We start from the raw sequence: 23,794 nt of genomic DNA on the forward strand, positions 1-23,794 counted from the left end.
CCTTTGCGTGGCTTTATTTACAACGATGAATTTATTCTAGCATCGGCTTTTCTGTGACAGACGAGTGAGTTGCCTGAGAGAAGCACCGACCTAAGCCTTTGAATTTATTCACATTAATTTCGGCAATTGAAACGCGGCGTTACGTTTCCTTACCGCCCACGGGGACGCGACAGGGGGGATGCGGCGAAGCAGCGACAGCGTTCCGCAAGGATTCGCAAGGAAAACTTACAAAACTTAACGAAAAGTCCGGACTGTTGTTGTTGCGAGACGGCAGATCACGCGCCGCGCCGCGTGTTTAGTAAAGGTAAATAAACTGCCGCGCCGATTTTCGTTTCGTTTGACCGTCAACTTTTTGGAGTGCAATACTGAATTGTCAGATTGCTACATTCCGAGCGCGGCCGCCTCGGTTCAAGGCGATCCATTGACCATAAGGCGCGGCAACCAGCGCCCACAATTAATGACAACAAGGAGATGAAATGCTTGAACCAACGAGGAGGACTCTCATGAGCCTGGCCGTGGCAAGTGCCTGCGGCTTCATGACCATCGCAGCAAATGCGCAGAATGATAGCGCTAACAACACCCCAGGAGACGCCGCTGCCGCCACGGCGCCGGTGATCACCAATCCCGACCAGATTCCCGAAGTCAAAGTGACCGCGACCCGGTATTCGACTTCGCTGCTGCGCACCCCGCTCGCCGTCACCGCGCTGAGCCAGGACCAGCTGACCCGCAAAGGCGCCACCAGCCTGCGCGACTTGAGCGGCGAAATGCCCAACGTCGTCATCGAAAACACCGGCCTCGATTCGGCGGTGCAGATCACCATCCGCGGCATCACCTCGACCAACTTCACCGAGACCGGCGATCCGGCGGTCGGCTTCCACGTCGACGGCATGTACTCGCCACGGCCACAGGGCGCGCAGGCGCTGATGTTCGACCTCGATCAGGTCGAGGTGCTGCGCGGCCCGCAAGGCACGCTGTTCGGCCGTAACTCCACCGGCGGCAGCATCAACGTCATCCCCGCCAAACCCGATTGGACCGGCAACTACGGCAAGGCCGATCTGGACCTCGGCAACTACAACAAGAAGCAGCTGTCGCTGGTGCAGAACGTCGTCGTCAACGACGCGCTGGCATTGCGCGCCACGTTCATGAAGGTCAAGCGCGACGGCTACGCCAACCAGTCCCGCGATGTGACCGAGGCCAACGCGCCGGCACTGGGCTGGGTCCCGAACGGCAAACCGGACGTGGACCAGCGCTTCAACCGCCCGGTCGGTCCGAGCGAGTACTACACCAACCAGAACGAGTGGGCCGGCCGCGTCTCCGCGCTGCTGAAAGTGAACAAGGACGTCACCGCCAAGGCATCGTACGAGGAGTTCCAGGATTCCAGCGCCGGCGGCGCCGCCTTCCGCGACTGCGACGCAGGCGCCGGCACGCGCTACGCCTGCACGGACCAGGGCAAATGGGACATCAACGTCAACGTGCCGGGCCACATCGACATGAAGATCCGCACGCTGCGCACTGGCGTCAACTGGAACATCAACGACCACACCAACTTCGACTACAGCTTCCAGGTGGCCGACCAGCGCCGCAGCGAGATCACCGACGACGACAAGGGCCTGCAGAACGCCGCGCCGTTCCAGGTCAACGGCCAGTATCCGAATATGGCCGGCGGTAACTGGGGCACATGGCCGCTGACCGACTCCTACCACCGCACGCTCGATTCGCGCTACCTGTCGACCGTGCACGAGGCGCAGTTGAAGCAGCAGCTGGGTAACTTGCAGTACGTGGGCGGCTTGTTCTGGATGCACGAGCGGAACAACATCGACTACGAGATCACCAACACCATCCAGAAGCCGTACGGCGATGTGGGCAGCGTGCTGTATCACCAGCCCAACCGCCAGGTCGATGCGAAGGCCGCGTTTGCGCAGGCGGACTGGAAGTTCATCCCCACCTGGACCGCCACCGTCGGCGCCCGCTACAGCCTTGACAGCAAACAGGATAAGGGCGGCGAAGTCTATGGCGCCAACTGGATCGGCGATACGGCCTACTACAACGGCCTGTATTCGCAAGGCACGCCAGGCACGCCGGGCTTCCACGTCCACGACGGCACCGACCTCACGCCGGGCATGGGCGGCAGCGTCGCGGCCTATCACCTGTACGGCGCGCCGACCTCCAACGACCATAAGCAGGACTGGAAAAAGGTCACGTGGCGCCTCGGCCTGCAGAAGCAGCTGGACAACAACAAGATGGTCTACGCGTCGGTATCGACCGGCTACAAGGCCGGCGGCTTCGCCGACAAGACCGACAGCTGCAACTACCACAAGTGCGCGGACGGCAAACCGGGCGTGGTCACCTTCCTGCCTTACGATCCGGAGACCGTGACCAACTATGAGCTGGGCTTCAAGGGCAAGTTCCTTGACAATACGCTGAGCCTTTCGGCCACTGCCTTCTTCATGAAGTACAAGGGCATGCAGCTGACCGGCACCTACTTCGTCAACCAGATCATCCCGGACAACGGCCTGCCCTGCCCCGCCGACCAGCCGAAGTGCGATGTGTATGAAACCTGGCGCACCATCAACGTGGGCAAGGTGAACATCCCGGGCCTGGAACTGGAGTGGGATTACAAGCCATGGCGCGGCGGCCGTGTCGGCGGCGGTTTCGCCTACATCAACACCAGTGTCCACAACTTCAATTCCTACAGCGACGACTACCAGTGCGACGTGAGGACGGAGCTCGGCCTGCCGGCCTGCCCCGCCGTCTACAACGGTTCCGACAAGGCGCTGCTGGGACGCCGTCTCGCCAACATCGAGGGCAATCACCTGCCGAATACGCCGAAGTACCAGTTCAACCTCAGCTTCTCGCAGGAGTTCGGCCTGGAGAACGGCTACAAGGTGATCCCGTACGTGAAGGTGAACTGGCGCGACAAGGCTTACTTCGACCTGCTCAATTCGGACTACGCGCACATTGGCCGCAACCAGAAGGCGTATGCGATGGGTGATGCGTCGGTGCGGCTGGAAGCACCGGACGACAAATGGCACGCAGAGCTGTATGTCCGCAATATCTCGGACAGCCACGCGAAGACCAGCGGCGATTCGACCTACGGCGGCTTCATGAGAGCCACCTTCGTCGAGCCGCGCATGTTCGGTGTCCGCGTCGGCGGTAATTTCTAAGTCTTACTTCGGACCAGGTCCAGCCAGGCGCGCGCGGCGAACGAAAGATGCCCGCCGCGCCGCCAGGCCAGCATCAGCTTCCAGTCGAGCGCCGGCTCCTCCAGCCTCACCACCGTGAACTGCGCGCGCGGCAGCGTGTCGCAGAACACCTGGGGCAGCAGCGTAATCCCCACGCCCAGCCGCACCAATGACGCCACGAACTCCCACTGTCCGCTACGGCCGCTGATGCGCGGCTTGAATCCGGCTCCCCGGCAGGCATCTTCCACGATGTCGTTCAGCGCGAACGATTCGCCGTAGAAGATGAACGCGCTGTCGGCCAGTTCACGCAGCGCCACGCGGCGCCGTCCATGCCAGGCCGAATCGGCTGGCGCCAGCAGGCATAGGGGCGAGCGGACCAGCTGCGAGCCTTCGAACTCCTGCCAGATGCCGGCGTTGGCCGGGTAATCGAGCATGGTGCCCATCTCCAGGGTGCCGTTGCGCAGATCCCGTTCGATCGACTGCGAGCCACCTTCGAACAGTTTGAGTTCGATGTCCGGGTGGCGCCGGTGGTAGGCAGCCAGCAGTGGCGCCAGAAGCGCGTGCGCATGCTGCGTGACGCCCAGGCGCAGCTCGCCGCGCCGCAGCTGCTGCAGGTCCGCCAGCTCGACGCCCATCTCCTCGTGCATCGCCAGCAGCGCGCGGCCGCGCTGCAGCACCACGCCGCCGGCATCGGTCAGCGTGAAGCGCTTGCCGACGCGCTCCAGCAGCACCAGGTTCAGCGACTGCTCCAGCTGCTGCACCATCTTGCTGACGGTGGGCTGGGTCACGTGCAGCAGCTCGGCGGCGCGGCTGAAGCTCTGCTGCTCGACCACGGCGACGAAATAACGCAGCGAACGGATGTCCATCGTCTATTCCATATTCGAATGATTTTTATAATTTTAATTCATTTTATCTTTTAACCAGCCGGGCCTAGAATGGACTCATGAAACGTCTCTTTTCCACTGTCGCGCAAGTGCTGTTGCTGATCGCCGCCTGGTATGGCGCCGACCGCGCGGCATCCTGGCTCGGGCTGCCCTTCTCCGGCGGCATCGTCGGCCTGCTGGCGATGGTCGCGCTGCTATTGAGCGGCGTTGTGCGCCCGGCCGCCGTCGAACATGGCGCGGACTGGCTGCTGTCGAACATGCTGCTATTCTTCATTCCGCTGGTGGTTTCGGTGGTGCAGTTCACCGGCTTGCTGAAGAGCGAAGGCCTGCGGCTGTTCGCCGCCATTGGCCTTGGCTTCATCGCCGTGCTGCTGGCCACCGCGTTCACTGTCGAATGGGTGTGCCGGCTGGATCGCGGCCGCCGCCTGCGGCGCCTGCGCTTGCGGCGCAAGGGGGCAACTGAATGAAACCCCTGCTGTTCCTGCTGCTGACGCTCGGCCTGTTCTATGCGAACCAGGCCTTGTACCGGCGCTACCGCTACTTCTGGCTCACACCGGCCATCACCACGTCCGCCATCCTGATCGCCGTGGTGGAGCTGTCGTCCACGCCGTTCCCGCAGTACTTCGGCGATACGCGCTGGCTGCCTTGGCTGCTCGGTCCCGCAACGGTGGCCTTTGCGCTGCCGATCTATCAATACCGCGATCTGGTGAAACAGCATTGGCTGGCGCTGGGCCTGGGCAGCTGCGCGGGCATCGCCGCCTCGGTGGGCAGCACGCTGCTGCTGGACCGCCTGCTTGGCCTGCACGGCAGCATGGCGCAAAGCCTGCTGGCGCGGTCGGTGTCCACGCCATTTGCGCTGGAGGCGACGCGCCATCTGGGTGGCTCCGCGCAGCTGACGGGGATATTCGTCATCATCACTGGATTGTTCGGCATCCTGCTGGGACAGGCGCTGCTTGGCCTGATGCCGCTGCGGATGCGTATCGCGCGCGGTGCGCCGTTCGGCGCGGCGGCGCACGGATTCGGGCTGAGTACCGCGCGTCAGATAGGCCCACAGGAAGGCGCCGTCGCCAGCCTGACCATGATCTTCAGCGGCATCCTGATGGTGCTGCTGGCGCCGTGGCTGGGGACTGTGCTTACCAGTGCATGATGGCGCGCACCTGCGGCAGCAGGTCGCTGGCCATGCTGGCCGTCTGCTCCCTGGTCGGATGGCCGTCGGTGGCATCGCCGGGATAAGCTTGCGATGCGATGTAGTGCACGCGCCGGTCGCCGGTACGGCGTACCGTCTCGTTCAGGTAGTCCACTAGCGCGGCCTTCTTTTCGCCGGCCTGCAGGGCACCTTCGGTCAACACGATCTGTGCTTGAGGGTGATCCCGCAACAGCATTTGTACCAGCCGCACGTAGGCTTGTACGTAAGGCTCGCGCTCCGGTATGCCGGGATTGACGTCGTTGTTGCCGATGGCGCTGATGATCAGGTCCGGACGATAGCCGCGCTGGTCCCACGGTACCGGATGCGCCTTGTCAGCGATCGTCAGTTGATAGTAGTCGGCCAGGTTCAGTTCATCGGTCTTGTTGTCCCATGTGCGCACCAGGCCACGTCCGCCATAGCAGACCAGCTGCACTTGCGCGTGCAGCTGCCGCGCCATCAGCATGCCGTACGATGCGCGGGCGTTCCACCACGACGGCTCCTTCTTCGCTCCCGGAACGCGGTCGATGGCTTCACCGCAGGTGACGGAATCGCCCAGCATCAGCAGCTTGCGATCCGGGAGCACGGGCGCGGGTTGCCACTGGCCGTCCGTCTCGAAGCGCAGCAGCGCGGCGGTGCCATGCCAGGTTTCGGAACGGTTGACGATTTCCACCTCATGCGCGCCGGCGCTGGCGCCCTCCACCAGCGTCAACGTCTGCCGGCCCGGCGCCAACCTGACTTTGCGCGCTTCGCCATGGTCGACGATCACGTCCAGATAGCTGTTGCCGCCGCTGGCTTCCGCCTCGGCTTCCAGGCGCGTGCCCTGGAAGTTCAGGAAGAAGCTCACGCCGGGATAGCCGAAGCGCACAGCACCGTCCTCGCGGATCTCGCCGCGGCCCATGAGCGCCACATGCGGGTCGGCCGCGGCTATCGGCTCGGCGCCCATCAACTTGCGCAGGTCCGGCAGCATCGCGTCGGACCAGATCTGGTAACCCTTGGCGGTTGGATGCAGGAAGTCCGCCATTACCTCGGGCGACATGTCGCCATCCGATTGCAGGAAGTGCACGCCATAGTCGTGGAAAAAGACATGGCGGCCATCATCCAGTTTGGCGATCATGCGGTTCAACTCCGCGACCCGCGCGCGCTTTGGGCTCCCGGCCGATTGGCCGTGCGGCAGCACGGCGTTCAGCAGCACGCGGGCATCGGGGTACAGCGTGCGCAGTTTTCCCAACACCGCCCGTACGCCGTCGAACACCTCACCCGGCGTAGCGCTGCAATGGAAGAAATTGTTCACGCCTATCGTCAGCACCACGACCTTGGGGTGCAGCTTGTCCGCATGGCCGTTCTCCAGGCGCCACAGCACGTTGCCGGTGTGGTCGCCGCCGACGCCAAAGTTGGCCGGATGCCAGGCGCCGAAAGACTGGCTCCATACCGCCTTGTTCCAGCCCTCGGTGATCGAGTCGCCGACGAACAGCAGGTCCACGCCACCCGCGTCGGCAATCGCTGTCTGGTCGCGGAATATCTGCTGCCAGCGCTGCACGGTCATCCACGAATACTCCACCTTGCGCGGAACCGGCGTGGTGCCGCATGCGCTGCCGTCGCCCGTCAGGCCTGCTTCGCTGCCGATGGCCAGCGATTGGGGCGCCACGTTCCAGCCGCGCAGGTCCAGCCGCACGTCGCCCTGCCCTTTGAAGGCGATGGTGACGGTGCGCGCCTCGCCCGGCATCAGGCCCAGATAGTTATCCGAGTAATAGACGGGCAAAATCCGCTCGCCAGCAGGGTTGAATAACGTCAGCTTGCCGCCCAGCGCGGGCGCGGCGTTGCGGTTGCTGAGCGTGACATCCAATTTTCGCTCGCCGTCCGGCGCCGACTTGGCCCAGCGCGCGGACACGCCCAACTGCACGGAGGCCAGCTTGTTCAGCTCCTGCTGATCGGCCGGCGCGGCGCTTGGCCAGTAGACGTTCTGCGACAGCTGGTTGCCGCCGGCGTCCTTCAGTGTCAGCTTCAGTACGATCAGCTTGTGCTGGGCCAGCAGCGGGCCGATGCCGACATCGATACTCTCTGACGTGGACACGGCGGCCACCCGCACCGGCCGGTCGCCATGGCCGACCATCTTGCCATCCACCGTCCACGCGAACCAGGACAAGGTGGCGCCATCCAGCGCGGTGGCGGGATTGTTCACCACCATCAACTGGTAATCCGGCAGGTTCATTTGCACGTGCACCGGCTCGGCCGCGCTCTTCACGCCATAATAGGCGCCGTGCGTGTCGTAGTCATGGCTCAGGATCTGCCACATGGTGCTGGGCCAGGCCGGCTGCGTCATCCACAGCATGCGGCCGCTGTTCTGGCGCCACAAGCCGGCGTTCATCCCCTCGAAGATGGCGCGGTGGCTCTCGTAGTTGAGCAGCTGCGCCTTGCGTTCGAAGTCCGCCAGCGAGGCCGGTGCGCCGTACTCGTTCGCCATCGCCGTCGTGAAGGACTTGATGCTGCCGTTGCCGTCCGGGTGCCAGTCGTGATAGCTGACGGTGTCGCCCAGCGGCCACTGGTCGGTGGGCGGCACAGCCGCCTGCAGCGCCTCCACCGTCGGGAAGGACGGCGTGCCCACTTCCACCGAGAAGCCTCTGGCGTGTTCGGTGAAATAGCTGGCCGGCGCCTGGTAGTTGTATGGGCCGCTGTTCTGCAGGTTGATGCGGTTGGAGCTTCCGGTGTACCAGCGCGTGCCGTCCAGCTGGTAGATCATTGCCTCCAGCGCCTCGTTCAGCACCGGCTGCGGCACGCCCTCGTTACGGCCAAACCACAGCACCACCGACGGGTGGTTGCGATAGCGTTTGACCACGTCGCGTGCGTTGTCGACGAACAGATTGACATCCTGCGGCTCCAGGTTGTAGTCCTGCGTCGAGGCCCAGAAGTCGTTCAGCACCATCAGGCCGTATTCGTCGGCCAGGTCGAAGAAGGCGTCCTCGGTGTTCTGCCCCACCCAGTTGCGGATGATGTTGACGTGGGCATCGCGGTGCAGGCGGAAGTAAGGCTCCAGCCGTTCACGCTCAATGCGCTTGCGCCAGTCCTCCGTGCCCCAGTTGCCGCCACGCGCGGCGATGCGAACGCCATTGACCTTGATGACCAGGAAGGGGCTGAGCGTGGTCTCTTCCAGCGGACGGATCGCCGCCGTGCCTTCTGCCTCGGGCCGCAAGCCGGTGGCCCAATTATTGTCGGACAGCTTCTTGATCGCCTGGTGGCGCGCGTCGGTGATGCGGACGCCCAGTTCGCGGCCCTTGGTGAAGTCCGCCTCCACACGGCGCAGGTGCCCGCTTTGATCGACCAGCGACAGTTCGTACGTCACTGCGCGCACGCCGAAGCGGCTGCTGGCCTGGTCCGACAGCTGCGCGCCTTGCAGCACTTCGAGCTTCAGGTCATGCAGGTCCGGCGCGCCGTAGCCGTTCGGCCACCACAGCTTCGGATGCTGAAGCCTGAGCGCGGCGAAATCAGCCCGCGTGAAGCGCACGCTTTGCTCGCCCGGCGCCAATGCCACGTTCTTGCTGACCAGGATGGGCTTCATGCCGCCGTCGCGCCGGCTGATGGTGGCGCGCACCGTCGCCCGCAGCGGCGCCTTGGACAGATTGGTGACGGTTGTCTCGATACTGACGTCGGCCACACTGTTGTCGGCCTTGGGCAGCGCGGTGATGACTTGCGCATCGCCGAGTTTCAACTCGCGCGTGGCGCGCAGTTCCACGTCCTGCCACAATCCGGTATTGCGGTCGCGGACGGATGGTATCCAGTCCCACCCTTCCGATGCGATGAAGGTCGGGCCATCCTGCGCCAACGTGCCGCCGTTCTCTCCCGCACCGGCCGTCATCGATTCCTCTTGCGGCAAGCCGGGGTGCGGTGGCGGCGAGACCTTGACGGCGACGACGTTCTGTCCCTTGATCTTCAGATAAGGGCTGATGTCGAAGGTGCCGCGCACGAAGGCCCCCTTCATCGCACCCAGCCTGCGGCCGTTGATCCACACTTCCGCCTCGTAGTTCACACCCTTGAAGGTGACGAACAGGTGCTGCCCGGCCTTGAATGCGGCGGGCAGCTCGAACGGCGTGCGATACCAGTAATCCTGCTTGTTCAGCGATTCGGGTATCGCCAGGTTGTTCAGGCCATAATCGGGATCGGGATAGACGCCACGGTCGACCAGCGTGGTCAGCACGGTGCCGGGCGTGGTGGCTTGATACCAGCCCGCGGCATCGAAACCGGACGACGATATCTGCGCGGGCGTGGCGCGCACCTGCGGCGCCGCCTGCAGCTTCCACGACTTGAGGGTCCAGAGATTGGGCCCGCCCTGCGCCAGCACCGGGCCGTTGTAGGCCGGCTTGGCTTTCGGTTCCTGCAACGGCGATCCGGATTTCGGCAGCGTCCATGGGTCCTGCGGCGCGGTCTGGCCGTACATCTGGCGGACCTGGATGGGCCATGACGGACTGCCGGTCTCGAAATTGATCAGCGCTTCGCTGGGCTGGGCCGCAGCCGCAACACGCACCGCTTCCGGATCCAATACCGCGCTGCCAATAACGAAGCCCGCGACGCGGCCCGCGTACCCGGCGCCGGCCCGGCTGCGCGGCGCCAGCGATATCTGCGCCACCGCATTGCCGCCGCCCGGCCGGGATACCGGCAGTGCCGCGTCGCGCTGCGCGACGGCGCTGCCGTTCGCGTACAGCGTCATCGTCCTGCCGTCATAGCTGGCGGCCAGGTACACCCACTCGCCAGTAGCAAGCGTCAGCGGCGAAACCACTTCCACGCCATAGCCGCAGAAGCCGAACTTGCCGTCCACGCTGCACAGAAACCATCCAATGCCGGCCTGGGCGCCGGTCACGCCGGCCATCAAGGTGCGGCCTGGCGCCGCTTCCGATGGCTTGAACCAGCCACTCACGCTGAACGGCTGCGATTGGGCCGAAGTGAAGATTTCACCCTGCGTCACCTTCTTCAGCAAGCCATCGCTGGCCGATGGGAACTCCGCGTTGTAGGGGCCCCAATGGTCGCCCGCCTGGGCGCCGGTCCACGCCAGCACCGCCAACAGTATCAACTTGCGATTCATCCGCGCACCTTCAGGCGTAACAGCAGCACGCTATGCGGCGCGAGTTTGCTTTCAAGCTTCTTGCTGGTGTCGCCGGATTTTCCGCTCCAGATTTCGGTCCAGTTGTAGACGGTCTTCCTGAAGTCCGCCTCGCGCTTGCTCAGGTCATCGCCTATGACGTGCTTCTTCCAGTCGTAGCTGATCGCCGCCGCCTGCTCGCCGCGATTGAGCACCATCACCGCCCAGTCGCCGCCGGCCAGCGGCTTGGCCCAGTATTCCAGTTGGGCGCCGTCCATATACTTCAACGCCTGCACGCCCAGCTTGTCCTGGCTGATCGCAATCACGTCCTTGTTGGCCAGGATGCGGCGCGTGGACTCGGGCATGCTGCGTAAATCGTTCCCCATGATCAGCGGCGACGCCATCATCGCCCAGATGGCGAAGTGTGCGCGGTCCTCGTCCTCGCTCATGCCGTTGCCTACTTCGAGCATGTCCATATCGTTCCAGTGCCCCGGCCCCGCGAACTTGCGCAGGCCCGCCTGCTTGTCGAGTATCCGCAGCACGCCGAACTGCGACCACGAGCCGTGATTGAACTCGCAGTCCCAGCATGGATAGATATCGCCGGTGGTGCGCCAGGAGTGGCCGACGTCCGCCGCCCATTCCCACGGTTTGCTTTCGCCCCATTCGCACATGCTGAACATCATCGGCCGGCCAGCACTACGGATCGCGTCGCGCATGGTGGTGTAGGCGCCGACGGCGCTGAGGCCCTTGCTGTCGCACCAGTCGTACTTGACGTAGTCTATGCCCCACGATGCGTAGGTGATCGCGTCTTGGTATTCGTGCCCACGGCTGCCGGGATGGCCGCCGCAGGTGGTGGCGCCCACGTCCGAATAGATGCCCAGCTTGAGCCCCTTGCTGTGCACATAATCCGCCAGCGCCTTGATCCCCGACGGAAAGCGCTCCGGGTTGGGATGGATCACGCCGTCCTTGTCGCGCGTGCCGTGCCAGCAATCGTCGATGTTGACGTACTCGTAGCCCGCATCCTTCAGGCCCAGCTTGACCATCGCGTCGGCGGTATCGCGTATCAGCTGCTCGTTGATATTGCAGGCAAAGGTGTTCCAGCTGTTCCAGCCCATTTGCGGCGTGGCGCCCAACCCTTCGAACTTCTGTGCGCCGGCGTTTGCGCAAACCACCATCGCCAACAAGATCAACAAGCGTTTCATGCGGCGACTCCTCAGTGTTTGATGGCGTGCAGACGGTCGGCGTATTCCTTGATCAGTAATAGTGAGCTGACGTCGGAGTCGAACACCGAGTACAAGCCCTGCTCTTCCTGCGGCGGGTCGCCGACGAAGTCATTCCCCGGCTTCCACCAGTAGTCCGCATTGGCGGCGCGGCCGGCGCCGCCCCAGGCCCAGAAGTTGAATCCTGCGATCGGATCGCCCTTGCTGGCGCGCCGGTAGATGATGTCGAACACCTCTCGGTAGAAGCGGTCGCGGATCTTGGTGGTGGCCTTGACGCTGAACGAAGGGCCGTCGCGGTCGAGGCCAAATTCCTCCAGCACGATAGGCTTGTTCAACTTCTTCGCCAGCTCGATGTGCGAGTTCAGGTAATCGCGGCTCTTGGCGATGGCGCCGTCCCAGCTGCCGGTTGGGTCCTTCGAATCGAACCAGCCCCAATTCTTCGGCCACAGGTGATAGGTCAGGTAATCGATGTTGTGGGTGCGGTGGGCATCCTGGTAGAGCTGTGCGTCCTGCGCGGAGCCGGCCAGGCCCTCGCTGCCGCTGCTGACCATATGGTTCCTGTCCAGGCTATGGATGTAGCCTGCCACCTCGTCCACCCATTTGACGTAGACCGCCTTTTCCTCGGGCGTCGCGGCGCCGCTGCCGGGACGCGGCTCGTTCGCCAGCTGCCACGACATGATGCTGGCATCCTCGGAATACGGCTTGCCGGTGATGGTGTTGACGCGCTTGACGATCTTCGCGATCACATTCCGGTACTCGGCCTGCGCGGCGGCGTTGCGATAGAAGCCGGCAGTCTTTTTCATGAAATCGTCATAGTCGTTGGTGACGTTCGGGTCCAGCGCCGGCGTGCCCTCGAACCAGTTCAGGTACTGCGTCATGCCGCCCGACCATTGCCAGAAGTTGTTCAGGTAAAGCACCACCGTCATGTCGCGCTTGGCCACTTCGGCCAGCAGGAAGTCCAGGCCAGCCAGCAGTTCCTCGTCGTACTGGCCCGGCGCCGCCGTGGTGGCTGGGCGAACGGCGCTCTTCATCTCGGTCTTCTCGGATACCGCCAGCACGCGCAAGTTGTTGATGCCCAGCGCGCGCATATTGTCCAACTCCTTCAGCAGGCGCGCACGTTCGCCAACGCCGCTTGCCGCGCCGAGGTAGCCGCCATACCAGAAGTTCGCGCCGACGATGTAGTAGGCCTGGCCTTTGCGGCTGAAGTGCGTCTTTTTCACGCTGACGAAATCGGCCTTGCCGCCGCCGTGGGCGTCGATAGCGCTAACAATACCGCAAGCGCTTAACATCAAGGCGGCCGCGCAGAATTTATAAAGTTGTCTCATCATTTCGCTCTTTGTATGGTTGGTTTATTTGCCGGCCTTGCCGGCCATATCCAGTATGCGTTGCGGCAGTTGCACGGTAATGCTGGCCGCTCCGGTATCCGCCGCATCATGCGCCAGCAGAACCTTGTAGCCGCCCCTGGCGACGCGCCAGGTCTTGGAGCGGCTGTCGAACATCGCCAGCAGGCGCGGATCGACGCTCACGCTGACTTCCCTGGTTTCACCCGGCGCCAGCTCGACCTTGTCCCAGCCGGCCAGCCGTTTCGGTGCTTCCCATTTGGTTCCTTGCGGCGCGACGTACAACTGCGGCACGTCCTTGCCCTTCACCGCGCCGGTGTTGGTCACCTTGAAGCGCAGTTGCAGCTTGCCGTCCTTCTGGCTGGCGGCCAGGCCGGAGTAGGCGAACTGCGTGTACGACAGGCCGTGACCGAACGGGAACAGCGGCTTCAACCCTTTCAGGTCGAACCACTTGTAGCCTACCGCCGCGCCTTCGTGATAGTTGACGTCGAAGCGCTTGCTCTCGTCCTTCGGATCGCCATCGAGCACCGGCCGTGGCAACTGGCTTGCCGATACCGGGAACGTGGCAGGCAGCCTCCCCGACGGATTCACTTCGCCGAACAGCACGCGGGCGATGGCCTCGCCGCCGCTGGTGCCTGCGTACCACGCCTGCACCACGGCTGCGCTCTGGCCCAGCCAAGGCATCAGCACAGGGCCGCCGGTCTCCAGCACCACCACCGTCTTCGGATTGGCCTTGGCCACGGCGGAGATCAGCGCATCCTGGTTGTCCGGCAGCGACAGCGAGGCGGCATCCACCGATTCGCCCACCCACTGCTGCGCGAACACCAGCACCACATCGGCATCGGCCGCCGCGCGGGCGGCGGCTGCGGCGTCCACGCCATCGTGATAGACCACGCTGGCGCCCGGCGCGCGCGCCTGGATCGCCTTCAACGGCGACGACGGATGGTAGACCACCGGGCCGGGCCAGGTGGCCGGCCCGATGCCGGTGACGGCGCTGCCGCCCACCGGATACACCAGCGAAGATCCGCCGCCGGCCAGCACGCCCACGTCCGCGTGCGCGCCGATGACGACGATCTTCTTCGCACCGGCCTTCAGCGGCAGCACGCCGCCGGCATTCTTCAGCAGGACCATGCCATCCTCGGCGCCGGTGCGGCTGACCACGCCGTGCGCGGCGAAGTTGATCGTCCCGCCTTCGGCCACCGGATGATCGACCACGCCCTTGTCGAACATGGCGCGCAGGATGCGGAACACCATATTGTCCAGACGCGCCTGCGGCACATGGCCGTTGGCGACCGCCTCCTCCAGCGCAACGCCGAAGTAAGCGCTCTTGTCGAACTCCCACGCCGATTCCTGATCGAGGCCGTTGTTGGCGGCTGCCACGGTGCTGTGCACCGCGCCCCAGTCGGACATGACGTAGCCCTTGTAGCCCCAGTCCTTCTTCAGCACCTGGTTGAGCAGGTAGTCGCTCTCGCAGGCGTAGGCGCCGTTCAGCCGGTTGTAGGCGCACATGACGGAGCCGGGGTCGGACTGCTCCAGCACCATCTGGAATGCCAGCAGGTCGGACATGCGGTTTCCGGCGTCGCCGATGCGGCTGTCGAGGATGAAGCGGCCGGTCTCCTGGTCGTTGACGGCGAAGTGCTTCATCGTCGCGATCACGTGATTCGACTGGATGCCCTTGATCTGCTGCGCCACCATGGTGGCGGCCAGCAGCGGATCTTCACCGGCGTATTCGAAATTGCGGCCGTTGCGCGGCTCGCGCAGCAGGTTCACGCCGCCGGCCAGCATCACGTTGAAGCCGGACGCGCGCGCCTCGGCGCCGATCATCGCGCCGCCGTTGTAGGCCAGCTTGCGGTCCCACGTCGCGGCGGTGGCCAGGCCGGATGGCAGCGAGGTGCGCTCGCGCGGCGTCTTGGTGGCCTGTGAGGCGACGCCCAAACCGGCGTCGGTTTCAAACAGGGCCGGCAAGCCCAGGCGCGGCGTACCGGGAATATAGCCCGCCGAGAAAGGCAGCGCGGCGGGATTGCGTTTCTTGTCGCGGAAATCGGAGCCGAACCAGCCCATCACCCAGCTCAGTTTCTCCTGCTGCGTCATGGCCTTCAGCGCCAGTTCGGCGCGCCGGTCTGCGCCCAGCGACGTGTCCATCCACGTGCGCTCGGCCACCGGAACCGGCGGCGTGGCCTCGGCCGCATATGCCGGCAAGGCGACGGCAACGACTATCACCGTTGCGGCGGCGAGCGCCATCGCAACCGCCAGCGCAATCGCCAGCGGACGTAAATTCAATTCAGCACGCATGATTTCCCTCTCTTAGCGGGTGGAGTACATACTGGCGTACTTCACGCCGAAATAGAGAATGAAGGTATAGCAGGCGGCCGGCACGAAGAACGACCATTGCAGTCCGATGGAATCGGCCAGCAGGCCCTGTACGAAGGGCACCACGGCGCCGCCGACGATGGCCATGCACAGGATGCCGGAGCCCTGGCCGGTCTGCTTGCCCAGTTTGTGCAGCGCCATGCTGAAGATGGTAGGGAACATGATGGAGTTGAACAGGCCAACCGCGATGATGGCCCACATGGCGACCGCGCCGCTGCCGAAGATGGCCATCAGGATCAGTGCGATGGAGGCCGCCGAGTTGAACGCCAACGCCTTGCCCGGACTAACGTAGCGCATCACGGCGAAGCCGACGAAACGGCCAACCATGGCGCCACCCCAGTAGTAGCTGACGTAGTGCGCGGCGGCGCCCGCAGGCAGGCTGGCGACATTGGCCTCGCCAAGGAAGTTAATCAGGAAGCTGCCGATGCTGACTTCACCACCCACGTACAGGAAGATGCCGATCGCGCCCAGCACCAGGTGGCGGTGTGCCAGCACCGACTTCTCGACGGTGGAGATGACGCCCCCCTCCTCTTCCGCGTGAGTCATTTTCGGCAGGCGCACCAGCGCAAACAGGATAGCCAACGCCAGCAACGCGGCGGCCAGCACCAGGTATGGCATCTGCACGGCGGCGGCTTCCTCGGCCTTGGTCTTGACCAGGTTGGCCAAGGCGGGCGCGCCTTCGGACAGGATCAGGATGCCGCCCAGCGTAGGCGCGATGGTGGTGCCCAGCGAATTGAAGGCCTGCGTCAGCGTCAGCCGGCTCGACGCGGTGGCCGGCGCACCCAGCACCGTCACATACGGATTGGCCGCCACCTGCAGGATGGTGATGCCGCTGGCCAGCACGAAGAAGGCCAGCAGGAACAGCGCATAGCCGTTCATCGACGCGGGGTAGAACAGCGCGCAGCCGCCGGCCGCCAGTACCAGGCCGCTGACCGCGCCGCGCTGGTAGCCGATACGCTTGATCAGCATGCCGGCCGGCAGCGAGACGATGAAGTAGGCGCCGAAGAAGCAGAACTGCACCAGCATCGCCTGGACATAATTAAGGGTATAAATCGATTTCAGGTGGGGTATCAGCACGTCGTTCAGCGACGTTAGAAGCCCCCACATGAAGAACAGCAGCGTGATGATGATCAGCGGGACGGTGTTGCCCTGCCCCGCCTGATCCGTTTGGCCGCGGGTACGCATGGCTGCCGATGCAACGTGTTCCATAAGTCTGTCTCCTGTATGGATGGTTTTTATATTAATGAAAAAGATTCTGCATGCGCGCCGTCCGGTGGTCAAACATCCCGCGAAATTCGGCCCCAGTTTAGCCATCCTCACTAAACATGGCGATATAGGTGGCACGCCACCGCTGCCAAGCGCCGAAGGGCTAAAACTGGCATGTTTAGTAAATTGAGCTAAACTTTTGGTCAAAGTCTGCATGCCGTTTGACCGCGCGTAGATGCTTATGCAAGACTGCGTTCACACAGAATCCTGCCGATGGCCCCCAGCCGCGAGCAGCATCATAGAGATACTTGGAGGTTAGATGGGCAATGCCACGAATGTCGCCGGAGTGACGATACGGGATATCGCCCGTGTCGCCGGGGTGTCCACGGGGACCATCTCGCGAGCGCTGAAAAATGAACCTGGTTTAACCGAAGCGACCCGCCAGATGGTGCTGGAAGCGGCACGGGAACTGGGCTACGACTTTTGCAAGTTGCGGCCGAAACGCCTGCGCCGCCTGACGTTCCTGCTGCACCGCCAGCACAACACGGCATCGAGCAGCCCGTTCTACTCGCCGGTGCTGCACGGCGCGGAAGAAGCTTGCCGCAAGCAAGGCATTGTGCTGTCCTTCATGGCGGTCGGTCCGGCGGACGGCTTAATCGACCAGATACGCATGCATGCGCCGGACGGTATCGTCTGCGCCGGTTTCTTCGAGCCGGAGACATTGAGCGCGCTACGCTCGACCGGCAAGCAGCTGGTGCTGATCGATATGAAGCTGCGCGGCTACAGCTCGGTCAACCCGGACAATATGATGGGCGGCTACCTGGCCACGAAACATCTGATCGACACCGGCCGCACGCGCGTGGGCTTCATTTCCGGTCCGCTGTCGCACTACAGCATCCGCGAACGCGCGCGCGGCTACCGGCAGGCGCTGTTCGAGGAGGGGATCCTGGCCGATCCCCGGCTGGAAGCTGGCCTGCCGGACGGCGTCGATCTTGAAACCGGGGCCTGGGAAGCGATGGAGCAGCTGCTGTCCCTGCCCCATCCGCCCGACGCCGTATTCTGCTACAACGACAGCGCCGCACTGGTGGCCATGCGCTGCTGCCTGGCCAAGGGTTTGAAGGTCCCGCACGATATCGCGATCGTCGGCTTCGACGACATCGCTACCGCCGTGTTGGGACACCGTCCGCTGACGACGCTGCGCATCGATAAAAAAGCGCTTGGCGCCCTGGGTGTGGAGCTGCTGCTCAGCGGGCAGCAGGAAGAACCGGTTGAGAAGATCGCTCCGGTGGAGCTGGTCGTCCGCGCCAGCACAGTATTCGACGGCTGGCGCATACAGAAATAGACTTTGCAATCCAGGTTACGCCGCAGGACGTTCGGTTCGCAAGAGCCGAACGGGGGGACTGCTGCGCGCCTGAAAACACCCACGGGGCCTGCCATATAAAGACGGCCCGCTTTCCAACCCAAACACGGACCTGACGATGGTGCCAGATTTTCAATCCCGCTCGACGCTGCTGAACCACATACGCCACACCAAGCACTTCTACGATGACCGTTGCGTGGATGCCAGCGGCGGCTTCTATCACTTCTACAAGGACGACGGCACGGTCTACGACGCCCGCACCCGCCACCTGGTCAGCAGCACGCGCTTCGTGTTCACCTACGCGATGGCGTGGCGCCAGTTCGGCGAGGCGGCGGACCAGCAGCGCCTGCGCCACGGCCTGGACTTCCTGCGCAAGGCTCACCGCAACACCGAAACCGGCGGCTACGCCTGGCAGCTGGATTGGAACAACGGCGCGGGCACCGTCACCGATGGCACCAACCATTGCTACGGCCTGGCCTTCGTGCTGCTGGCCTACAGCCATGCGCTGATGGCCGGCGAGACCCAGGCCCGCGAATGGATAGGCGAGACCTTCGCGCTGATGGAGCGCCGCTTCTGGCAATCCGCTTACGGCCTGTATGCCGACGAAGCCAGCTCCGACTGGAGCTACCTCGATCCCTATCGCGGCCAGAACGCCAACATGCACGCCTGCGAAGCGCTGATCGCCGCCTTCGAAGCAACCGGGGAACGCGCCTACCTGCTGCGCGCCGAAACACTGGCGCGCAACATCACGCAACGCCAGGCCGCGCTGGCCGACAACCTGATTTGGGAGCACTACCACGCCGACTGGTCGGTCGACACCGAATACAACCGCCATGACAAGAGCAATATCTTCCGTCCATGGGGTTATCAGCCTGGCCACCTGACCGAATGGGCCAAGCTGTTGCTGCTGCTGGAGCGCCACGGCGAACAGCTCGAAGGCGGAAGCAACTGGCTGCTGCCGCGCGCCGTCGAACTGTTCGACGCGGCGCTGGCCAAGGCCTGGGACCATGAGCACGGCGGCATCTACTACGGCTTCGCGCCGGACGGCAGCATCTGCGACGATCTCAAATACTTCTGGGTACAGGCGGAGAGCCTGGCCACCGCCGCGCTGCTGGCGGCACGCACAGGCGAATCGCGCTACTGGACCTGGTACGACAAGATCTGGGCCTACAGCTGGGAGCATTTCGTCGATCACCAGCATGGTGCGTGGTATCGTATCCTGGGCGCCGACAACGGCAAACTGACCGATGAGAAAAGCCCGGCCGGCAAAGTGGACTATCACACCATGGGCGCCTGCTATGAAGTGCTCAACGTTTTGAAGGATTGAGATGGCGGCCTTTCCATTATTCGTGGCGGCGGGCGAAGCGCTGACCGACATGATCGTGCAGGACCCGGCGCGGCAGCACTGGCTTAGCCAGGTGGGCGGCTCGACCTGGAACGTGGCGCGCACCATGGCCCGCCTGGACGTGCCGACCGCCTTCGCCGGCGCCATCAGCCGCGACGTGTTCGGCGACGCGCTGTGGCAGGCCAGCGAGGCCGCGCGGCTGGACCTGCGCTTTATCCAGCGCTACGACAATTCGCCGCTGCTGGCCATCGTGCACCGCACCGACCCGCCGGCCTACTTCTTCGTCGGCGACGACAGCGCCGACCTGCAGTTCGACGCCGCGGCCCTGCCGCGGGACTGGCGCGCGCACTGCAAGTGGGTACACTTCGGCGGCATCAGCCTGGCGCGCCAGCCGCTGGCGGACAAACTGGTGGCGCTGGCCGGTCAGCTCAAGCAGGACGGCGTGCGCATCAGCTACGACCCCAACTACCGGCTGCTGATGGACCAGCGCTACGACGCCACGCTGCGCCGCATGACCGAGCTGGCCGACGTGGTCAAGGTGTCGGAGGAAGACCTGGAGGGCCTGTTCCGCACCGCCGATATCGACGGCGCCTTCGCCACGCTGCGAAGCTGGAACCCAAGCGCCACCTACCTGTACACCAAGGGCTCGGCCGGCGCATCGCTGCACATCGGCGACGAGGCATGGCACATGGCCGCGCCGCCGATCACCGTGGTCGACACCGTCGGCGCCGGCGATGCCAGCATCGCCGCGCTGGCGTGGAGCATGATGCATCGCCCGGAGCAGCAGCCCTTGCAGCATCTGGGCTTCGCCGTGGCCGCAGGCGCCGCCGCTTGCCTGGCGCCGGGCGCATCGCCGCCGTCGCTGACGCAGATCGAGGCGCTGCTCACGTAAAAGACGGCCGCGCCGTCATACGGGCGTCATACGGGTGTCATACACGATCGATAAGATAGCGGGCTTTATATTGTCCCTCTTCTTTAGGTCCTTATGCGCCCGACTACTCCTTTCGCTAAATCCCGTTTGCACCTGGCCCTCGCGGCCGCCGGCCTGTGCGCCTTGCACGGAGCGGCCTTCGCCGCTGAAGACGGCGAAGGCGCGCTGTCCAAGGTCGTCATCAAAGCGACGGTGGAAAAGAAGAAGCTTGGCGACAGCGTCAGCGGCGGCGCCCTGGGACGCAAGTCGGAACTGGATACGCCCTTCTCCACCAAGGCTGTCAGCAGCGACGAGATCGAAGACCGCCTGGCCACCAGCATCTCCGAAGTGCTGAAGTACGACGCCTCGGTCACCGCCATCAGCCCACCGATCAGCACTCACCCTGCCACCATCCAGATGCGCGGCCTGCGCCTCGATGACCTGAACGGCTACAAGATCAATGGCCTGGCCAACATCAACCGCGGCACCGAAATGCCGCTGGAGATGTTCGAGAGCGTGGAAGTGCTCAAGGGCCTGACCGGCTTTATGTACGGCTTCGGTTCGCCGGGCGGCATCGTCAACTACGTCAGCAAGCGCCCGACCACCGACAAGAGCTTCAGCGCGGCTATGGGCTACCAGGAAGGCGGCGCGATCAAGGAACATATCGACACCGGCGGCCGCCTGGGCGAAGAAGGCGGCTTCGGCTACCGTCTGAACCTGCTGCACGAAGACGGCGGCGTGCAGGAGGAAAGCGGCTCGATCAAGCGCAATGCGGCAGGCCTGAACCTGGAATGGCGCGTCTCCAACGACGTGGCGCTGACCTACGACGCGATCTACCAGCGCCGCAAGAGCGTGGGCGGCACCGACGTGGTGATCTCGCCGCTGTACGTGGTGCCGAAGCCGGTCGCCGGCGACACCAAACTTAATAGCATAGGTGCGGGCAGCGATGTCGAATACTCGCTGTCCACCGTCGGCATGGAATACCGCATGAGCCCAGAATGGGTGGCGAACCTGTCGTACCGCACCTCCAGTTCGACCCGCGTCTACAAGAAGGACCAGTACTACATCACCAGCAACAAGGCGGACTACAAGGACCGCGTCACCTCCGAACTGCACGGCTACCACTTCGACCAGGCGCAGGCCAGCTTTGAAGGCAAGGTCAACGCCTTCGGCCTGGCGCATGAAATCGTCGCCGGTGTGAGCTCGCAAAACCTGTCGTCGACCTCCTCGGCGGTCACGCCGAAGACCTATCTGGGTACCGGCAACCTGTACGCGCCCAACATCATCAACGTCGGCAGCATCAACTGGAGCGGCGGCACCTACCGCGATGAAGCCACCCGCCAGGAAGCCGCCTTCGCCAGCGACACCGTCAAGCTGACCGACAACTGGTCGGTGCTGGCCGGCGCCCGCTACACGCGCTACAACGACAACGCCTACTCCACCAAGGGCGTGGTCACGGCCAACTATCCTGCGCAGCGCACCACGCCAACCGTGGCCCTGATGTACAAGCCGGCCGCCGACACCACCGTCTACGGCAGCTACGTCGAGGCGATGGAGCAGGCCTCCAGCGCGCCGACGTCCACCGTCAACGCCAACCAGACCTTCGCTCCGCTCAAAAGCAAGCAGGCCGAAGTCGGCATCAAGACGGAGCGCAGTTTCTGGAACGCCAGCGCGGCACTGTTCCACATCAAGCGCGGCGCGCAGTACACCAATGGCGCCAACGTCTTCGTGGAAGACGGCGAAACCAAGTACCAGGGCGTGGAATTCAACACCGTGGTGCAGGCGACGAAGAACCTGTCGATCGAGGGTGGCCTGATGCTGCTCGACGCGACGCTGGAAAACGCCGCGCCGGGCTACAGCGGCAAGCGCGCCGTGGGCGCCCCGCGCCGCCAGGTGTCGGTGCAGGCGACCTGGCGCGACGTGCTGCCTGGCCTGGCGCTGCACGCCGGCACGCAGTACCTGGGTGAGCTGCCGATGGATGCCGCCAACGTCAACACGCTGCCGGCCTATACGCTGTTCGACGCAGGCTTCAACTACCGTCACCGCTACTTCGGCAAGATGGTCAGCGTGCGCGCCAACATCTCCAACATCGCCAACCGCAAATACTGGACCTACTACCAGGAGAACTACCTGAACGTCGGCTCGCCGCGCACCGCCAGCGTGAATGTTCGCGTAGACTTCTAAAATATGAAACCACCACGCCTCGCGGCCGGCGCCGCCCTGTCCCTGTTGCTGTTGAACGCGTCCGGCGAGCAGTATTACCAGACCAAGACGCCGTATCAACCGCAGCAGGCCAGCGCCAGCTACGAGGCGCCGCCGCAAGGCTACCGCGCGGTCTACACCCAGCTGCTGGCGCGGCACGGGTCACGCGGCTTGAGCAGCATGAAGACAGACCTGGCGCTGTACAAACTTTGGCAGCTGGCGGAAAAGGAGAAGGCGCTGACGCCGCTGGGCGCGCAGCTGGGCGACGACCTGCTGCAAATGATGAAGGCCAATGCGCTGCTGGGCTACGGCGTGGCCGGCATCACCAAGCCAGGCTACGGCAACGAGACCATGCAGGGCGTGACGGAGCACAAGCAGCTGGCGGAGCGCATGGTTCGCCGCTTGCCGCAACTGTTCAATGACGCCGTAACTGCGCAGCGCCGCATCCTGCTCGTCACCTCCGGCAAGGACCGCGCGGTCGACAGCGGCGAGTACTTCGCCGGCTCGCTGGTGGCGCAGCAACCCACGCTGCAGGCGCTGATCGTGCGTCCACCGTCGCTGGCGCCGCGCGCGGAAATGAATCACGAAAGCCGCCCTGCGGGCACCGACCGCTACCTGCTCTACTTCCACAAACTCGGCGCCAAGCAGGATGCGGTGGTCGACAGCGGCGATCCGCTGCACGCCGCCTGGCAGGCCAGCCAGGAATACCAGGCATGGATCCGGAGCGACGAGCTGCGAGCGCGTGAAGCCGCCATCCTGGCGCAGCCGCAGGTTGCGGCGGCCGCCAAGGCGGTGCTGGAGCGCCTGTTCACGCCGGCCTTCGTCGCCGGGCTGGATCAGGGCCGCCACAGCGCGGCCAACACCGGCACCTACAGCTACACCAGCGCCGACAAGCAGTTCACCAACAAGCTGACCGGCGACGGCGACACCGAGATCAAGTCCGCCATCGACGCGGCGCAGGCGCTTTACGACCTGTACTCGGCGGCGGCCGATATGAAGAACGAACTGAAAGCCGACTTCACCCGCTACATGCCGGCACCGCAGGCCGCGGTGTTCGCTGCCACAGAGGACGCCATCGCCTTCTACGCCAAGGGCCCCGGCATCAGCGAAAATAACGGCGTCAATTACCGCATGGCGCAAACGCTGTTTGACGATTTTTTCAGTGAAGTGGACGCCATCGCCAAAGGCGACCTGTCGCATGCCGCCAAGCTGCGTTTCAGCCACGCGGAAATCGTCATCCCGATGGCGGCCATCCTCGGCCTGCCCGGCATGTCCGAACCGCTGCCGCGCGCGGCGACCTACAGCTACAGCAACAGCAACTGGCGCGGCGAAACGGTCGCGCCGATGGCCGCCAACATCCAATGGGATGTCTACGTCAACGACGAGGGCCGCACGCTGGTCCGCATGCTGTACAACGAGAAGGAAGCGGACTTCAAGCGCACATGCGATCAGGCGAAGCTGACCCCGGCCAGCCATTTCTACGACTACGCCCGCCTGCGCGCCTGTTACTTCCCGAATTAG

General features: G+C 64.2%; 15 protein-coding genes. 9 read left to right on the top strand and 6 right to left on the bottom strand.

Features of this window, described 5'->3' with window-relative positions; genetic code table 11:
• Nucleotides 1-503: 503 nt before the first annotated feature.
• Nucleotides 504-3,164 carry a TonB-dependent receptor gene (locus GTP90_RS03800; RefSeq protein ID WP_254451714.1) on the top strand — a complete coding sequence of 887 codons (2,661 nt, stop codon included), beginning with the start codon at nt 504-506 and terminating at the stop codon, nt 3,162-3,164.
• On the opposite strand, the gene GTP90_RS03805 is transcribed toward GTP90_RS03800, so the two are convergent.
• A complete protein-coding gene (locus GTP90_RS03805; protein WP_161082238.1) occupies nt 3,161-4,048 on the bottom strand; it encodes a LysR substrate-binding domain-containing protein in 888 nt (295 codons plus the stop codon). The two genes, GTP90_RS03800 and GTP90_RS03805, sit on opposite strands and share 4 nt — an antisense overlap.
• Nucleotides 4,049-4,125: 77 nt before the next feature.
• Between GTP90_RS03805 and GTP90_RS03810 the strand changes: the two genes are divergently transcribed.
• A complete protein-coding gene (locus GTP90_RS03810) occupies nt 4,126-4,533 on the top strand; it encodes a CidA/LrgA family protein (protein WP_161082239.1) in 408 nt (135 codons plus the stop codon).
• Entirely contained in the window at nt 4,530-5,213 is a 684-nt protein-coding gene (locus GTP90_RS03815) for an LrgB family protein (protein WP_161082240.1), read from the top strand. The genes GTP90_RS03810 and GTP90_RS03815 overlap by 4 nt, the downstream gene beginning before the upstream one ends.
• Here the strand turns inward: GTP90_RS03815 and axe2C are convergent.
• From axe2C to GTP90_RS03845, 5 genes are read right to left on the bottom strand one after another with little or no spacing between them, the layout of a single operon-like run.
• Nucleotides 5,200-10,323, bottom strand: a complete 5,124-nt coding sequence (gene axe2C / locus GTP90_RS03825; RefSeq protein WP_217431936.1) for a bifunctional acetylxylan esterase/glucomannan deacetylase AxeC2 — start codon at nt 10,321-10,323, stop codon at nt 5,200-5,202. The genes GTP90_RS03815 and axe2C overlap by 14 nt on opposite strands.
• Complete coding sequence (locus tag GTP90_RS03830; protein WP_161082241.1) at nt 10,320-11,522, bottom strand: glycoside hydrolase family 27 protein; 1,203 nt, start codon at nt 11,520-11,522, stop codon at nt 10,320-10,322. Before GTP90_RS03830 ends, axe2C begins: the two co-directional genes overlap by 4 nt.
• 11 nt (nt 11,523-11,533) lie before the next feature.
• On the bottom strand, nt 11,534-12,868 hold the full coding sequence (locus tag GTP90_RS03835; protein WP_254451715.1) for a glycoside hydrolase 5 family protein: 1,335 nt from the start codon (nt 12,866-12,868) through the stop codon (nt 11,534-11,536).
• Between the two features lie 21 nt (nt 12,869-12,889).
• Complete coding sequence (locus tag GTP90_RS03840) at nt 12,890-15,172, bottom strand: beta-glucosidase family protein (RefSeq protein ID WP_161082242.1); 2,283 nt, start codon at nt 15,170-15,172, stop codon at nt 12,890-12,892.
• Nucleotides 15,173-15,184: 12 nt separating this feature from the next.
• Nucleotides 15,185-16,459, bottom strand: a complete 1,275-nt coding sequence (locus GTP90_RS03845; protein ID WP_371875015.1) for a sugar MFS transporter — start codon at nt 16,457-16,459, stop codon at nt 15,185-15,187.
• Between the two features lie 34 nt (nt 16,460-16,493).
• On the opposite strand from GTP90_RS03845, the gene GTP90_RS03850 reads away from it, so the two are divergent.
• The 6 genes from GTP90_RS03850 to GTP90_RS03875 all read left to right on the top strand — a co-directional run bounded on the left by GTP90_RS03850 (nt 16,494) and on the right by GTP90_RS03875 (nt 23,794).
• Entirely contained in the window at nt 16,494-16,646 is a 153-nt protein-coding gene (locus GTP90_RS03850; RefSeq protein WP_161082243.1) for a hypothetical protein, read from the top strand.
• 129 nt (nt 16,647-16,775) lie between these two features.
• The gene (locus tag GTP90_RS03855; protein ID WP_161082244.1) at nt 16,776-17,798 is read left to right on the top strand and encodes a LacI family DNA-binding transcriptional regulator; all 1,023 of its coding nucleotides are present in this window, start codon (nt 16,776-16,778) and stop codon (nt 17,796-17,798) included.
• Nucleotides 17,799-17,934: 136 nt separating this feature from the next.
• On the top strand, nt 17,935-19,143 hold the full coding sequence (locus GTP90_RS03860; protein WP_161082245.1) for an AGE family epimerase/isomerase: 1,209 nt from the start codon (nt 17,935-17,937) through the stop codon (nt 19,141-19,143).
• 1 nt (nt 19,144) lies between these two features.
• Nucleotides 19,145-20,053, top strand: a complete 909-nt coding sequence (locus GTP90_RS03865; RefSeq protein ID WP_161082246.1) for a carbohydrate kinase family protein — start codon at nt 19,145-19,147, stop codon at nt 20,051-20,053.
• Between the two features lie 126 nt (nt 20,054-20,179).
• Entirely contained in the window at nt 20,180-22,255 is a 2,076-nt protein-coding gene (locus GTP90_RS03870; protein ID WP_254451716.1) for a TonB-dependent siderophore receptor, read from the top strand.
• A 3-nt stretch (nt 22,256-22,258) separates the two neighbouring features.
• Nucleotides 22,259-23,794 carry a histidine-type phosphatase gene (locus tag GTP90_RS03875; RefSeq protein WP_161082248.1) on the top strand — a complete coding sequence of 512 codons (1,536 nt, stop codon included), beginning with the start codon at nt 22,259-22,261 and terminating at the stop codon, nt 23,792-23,794.

The sequence above is a fragment of the Duganella vulcania genome, assembly GCF_009857655.1.
Classification (GTDB): Bacteria; Pseudomonadota; Gammaproteobacteria; order Burkholderiales; family Burkholderiaceae_D; genus Rugamonas; species Rugamonas vulcania.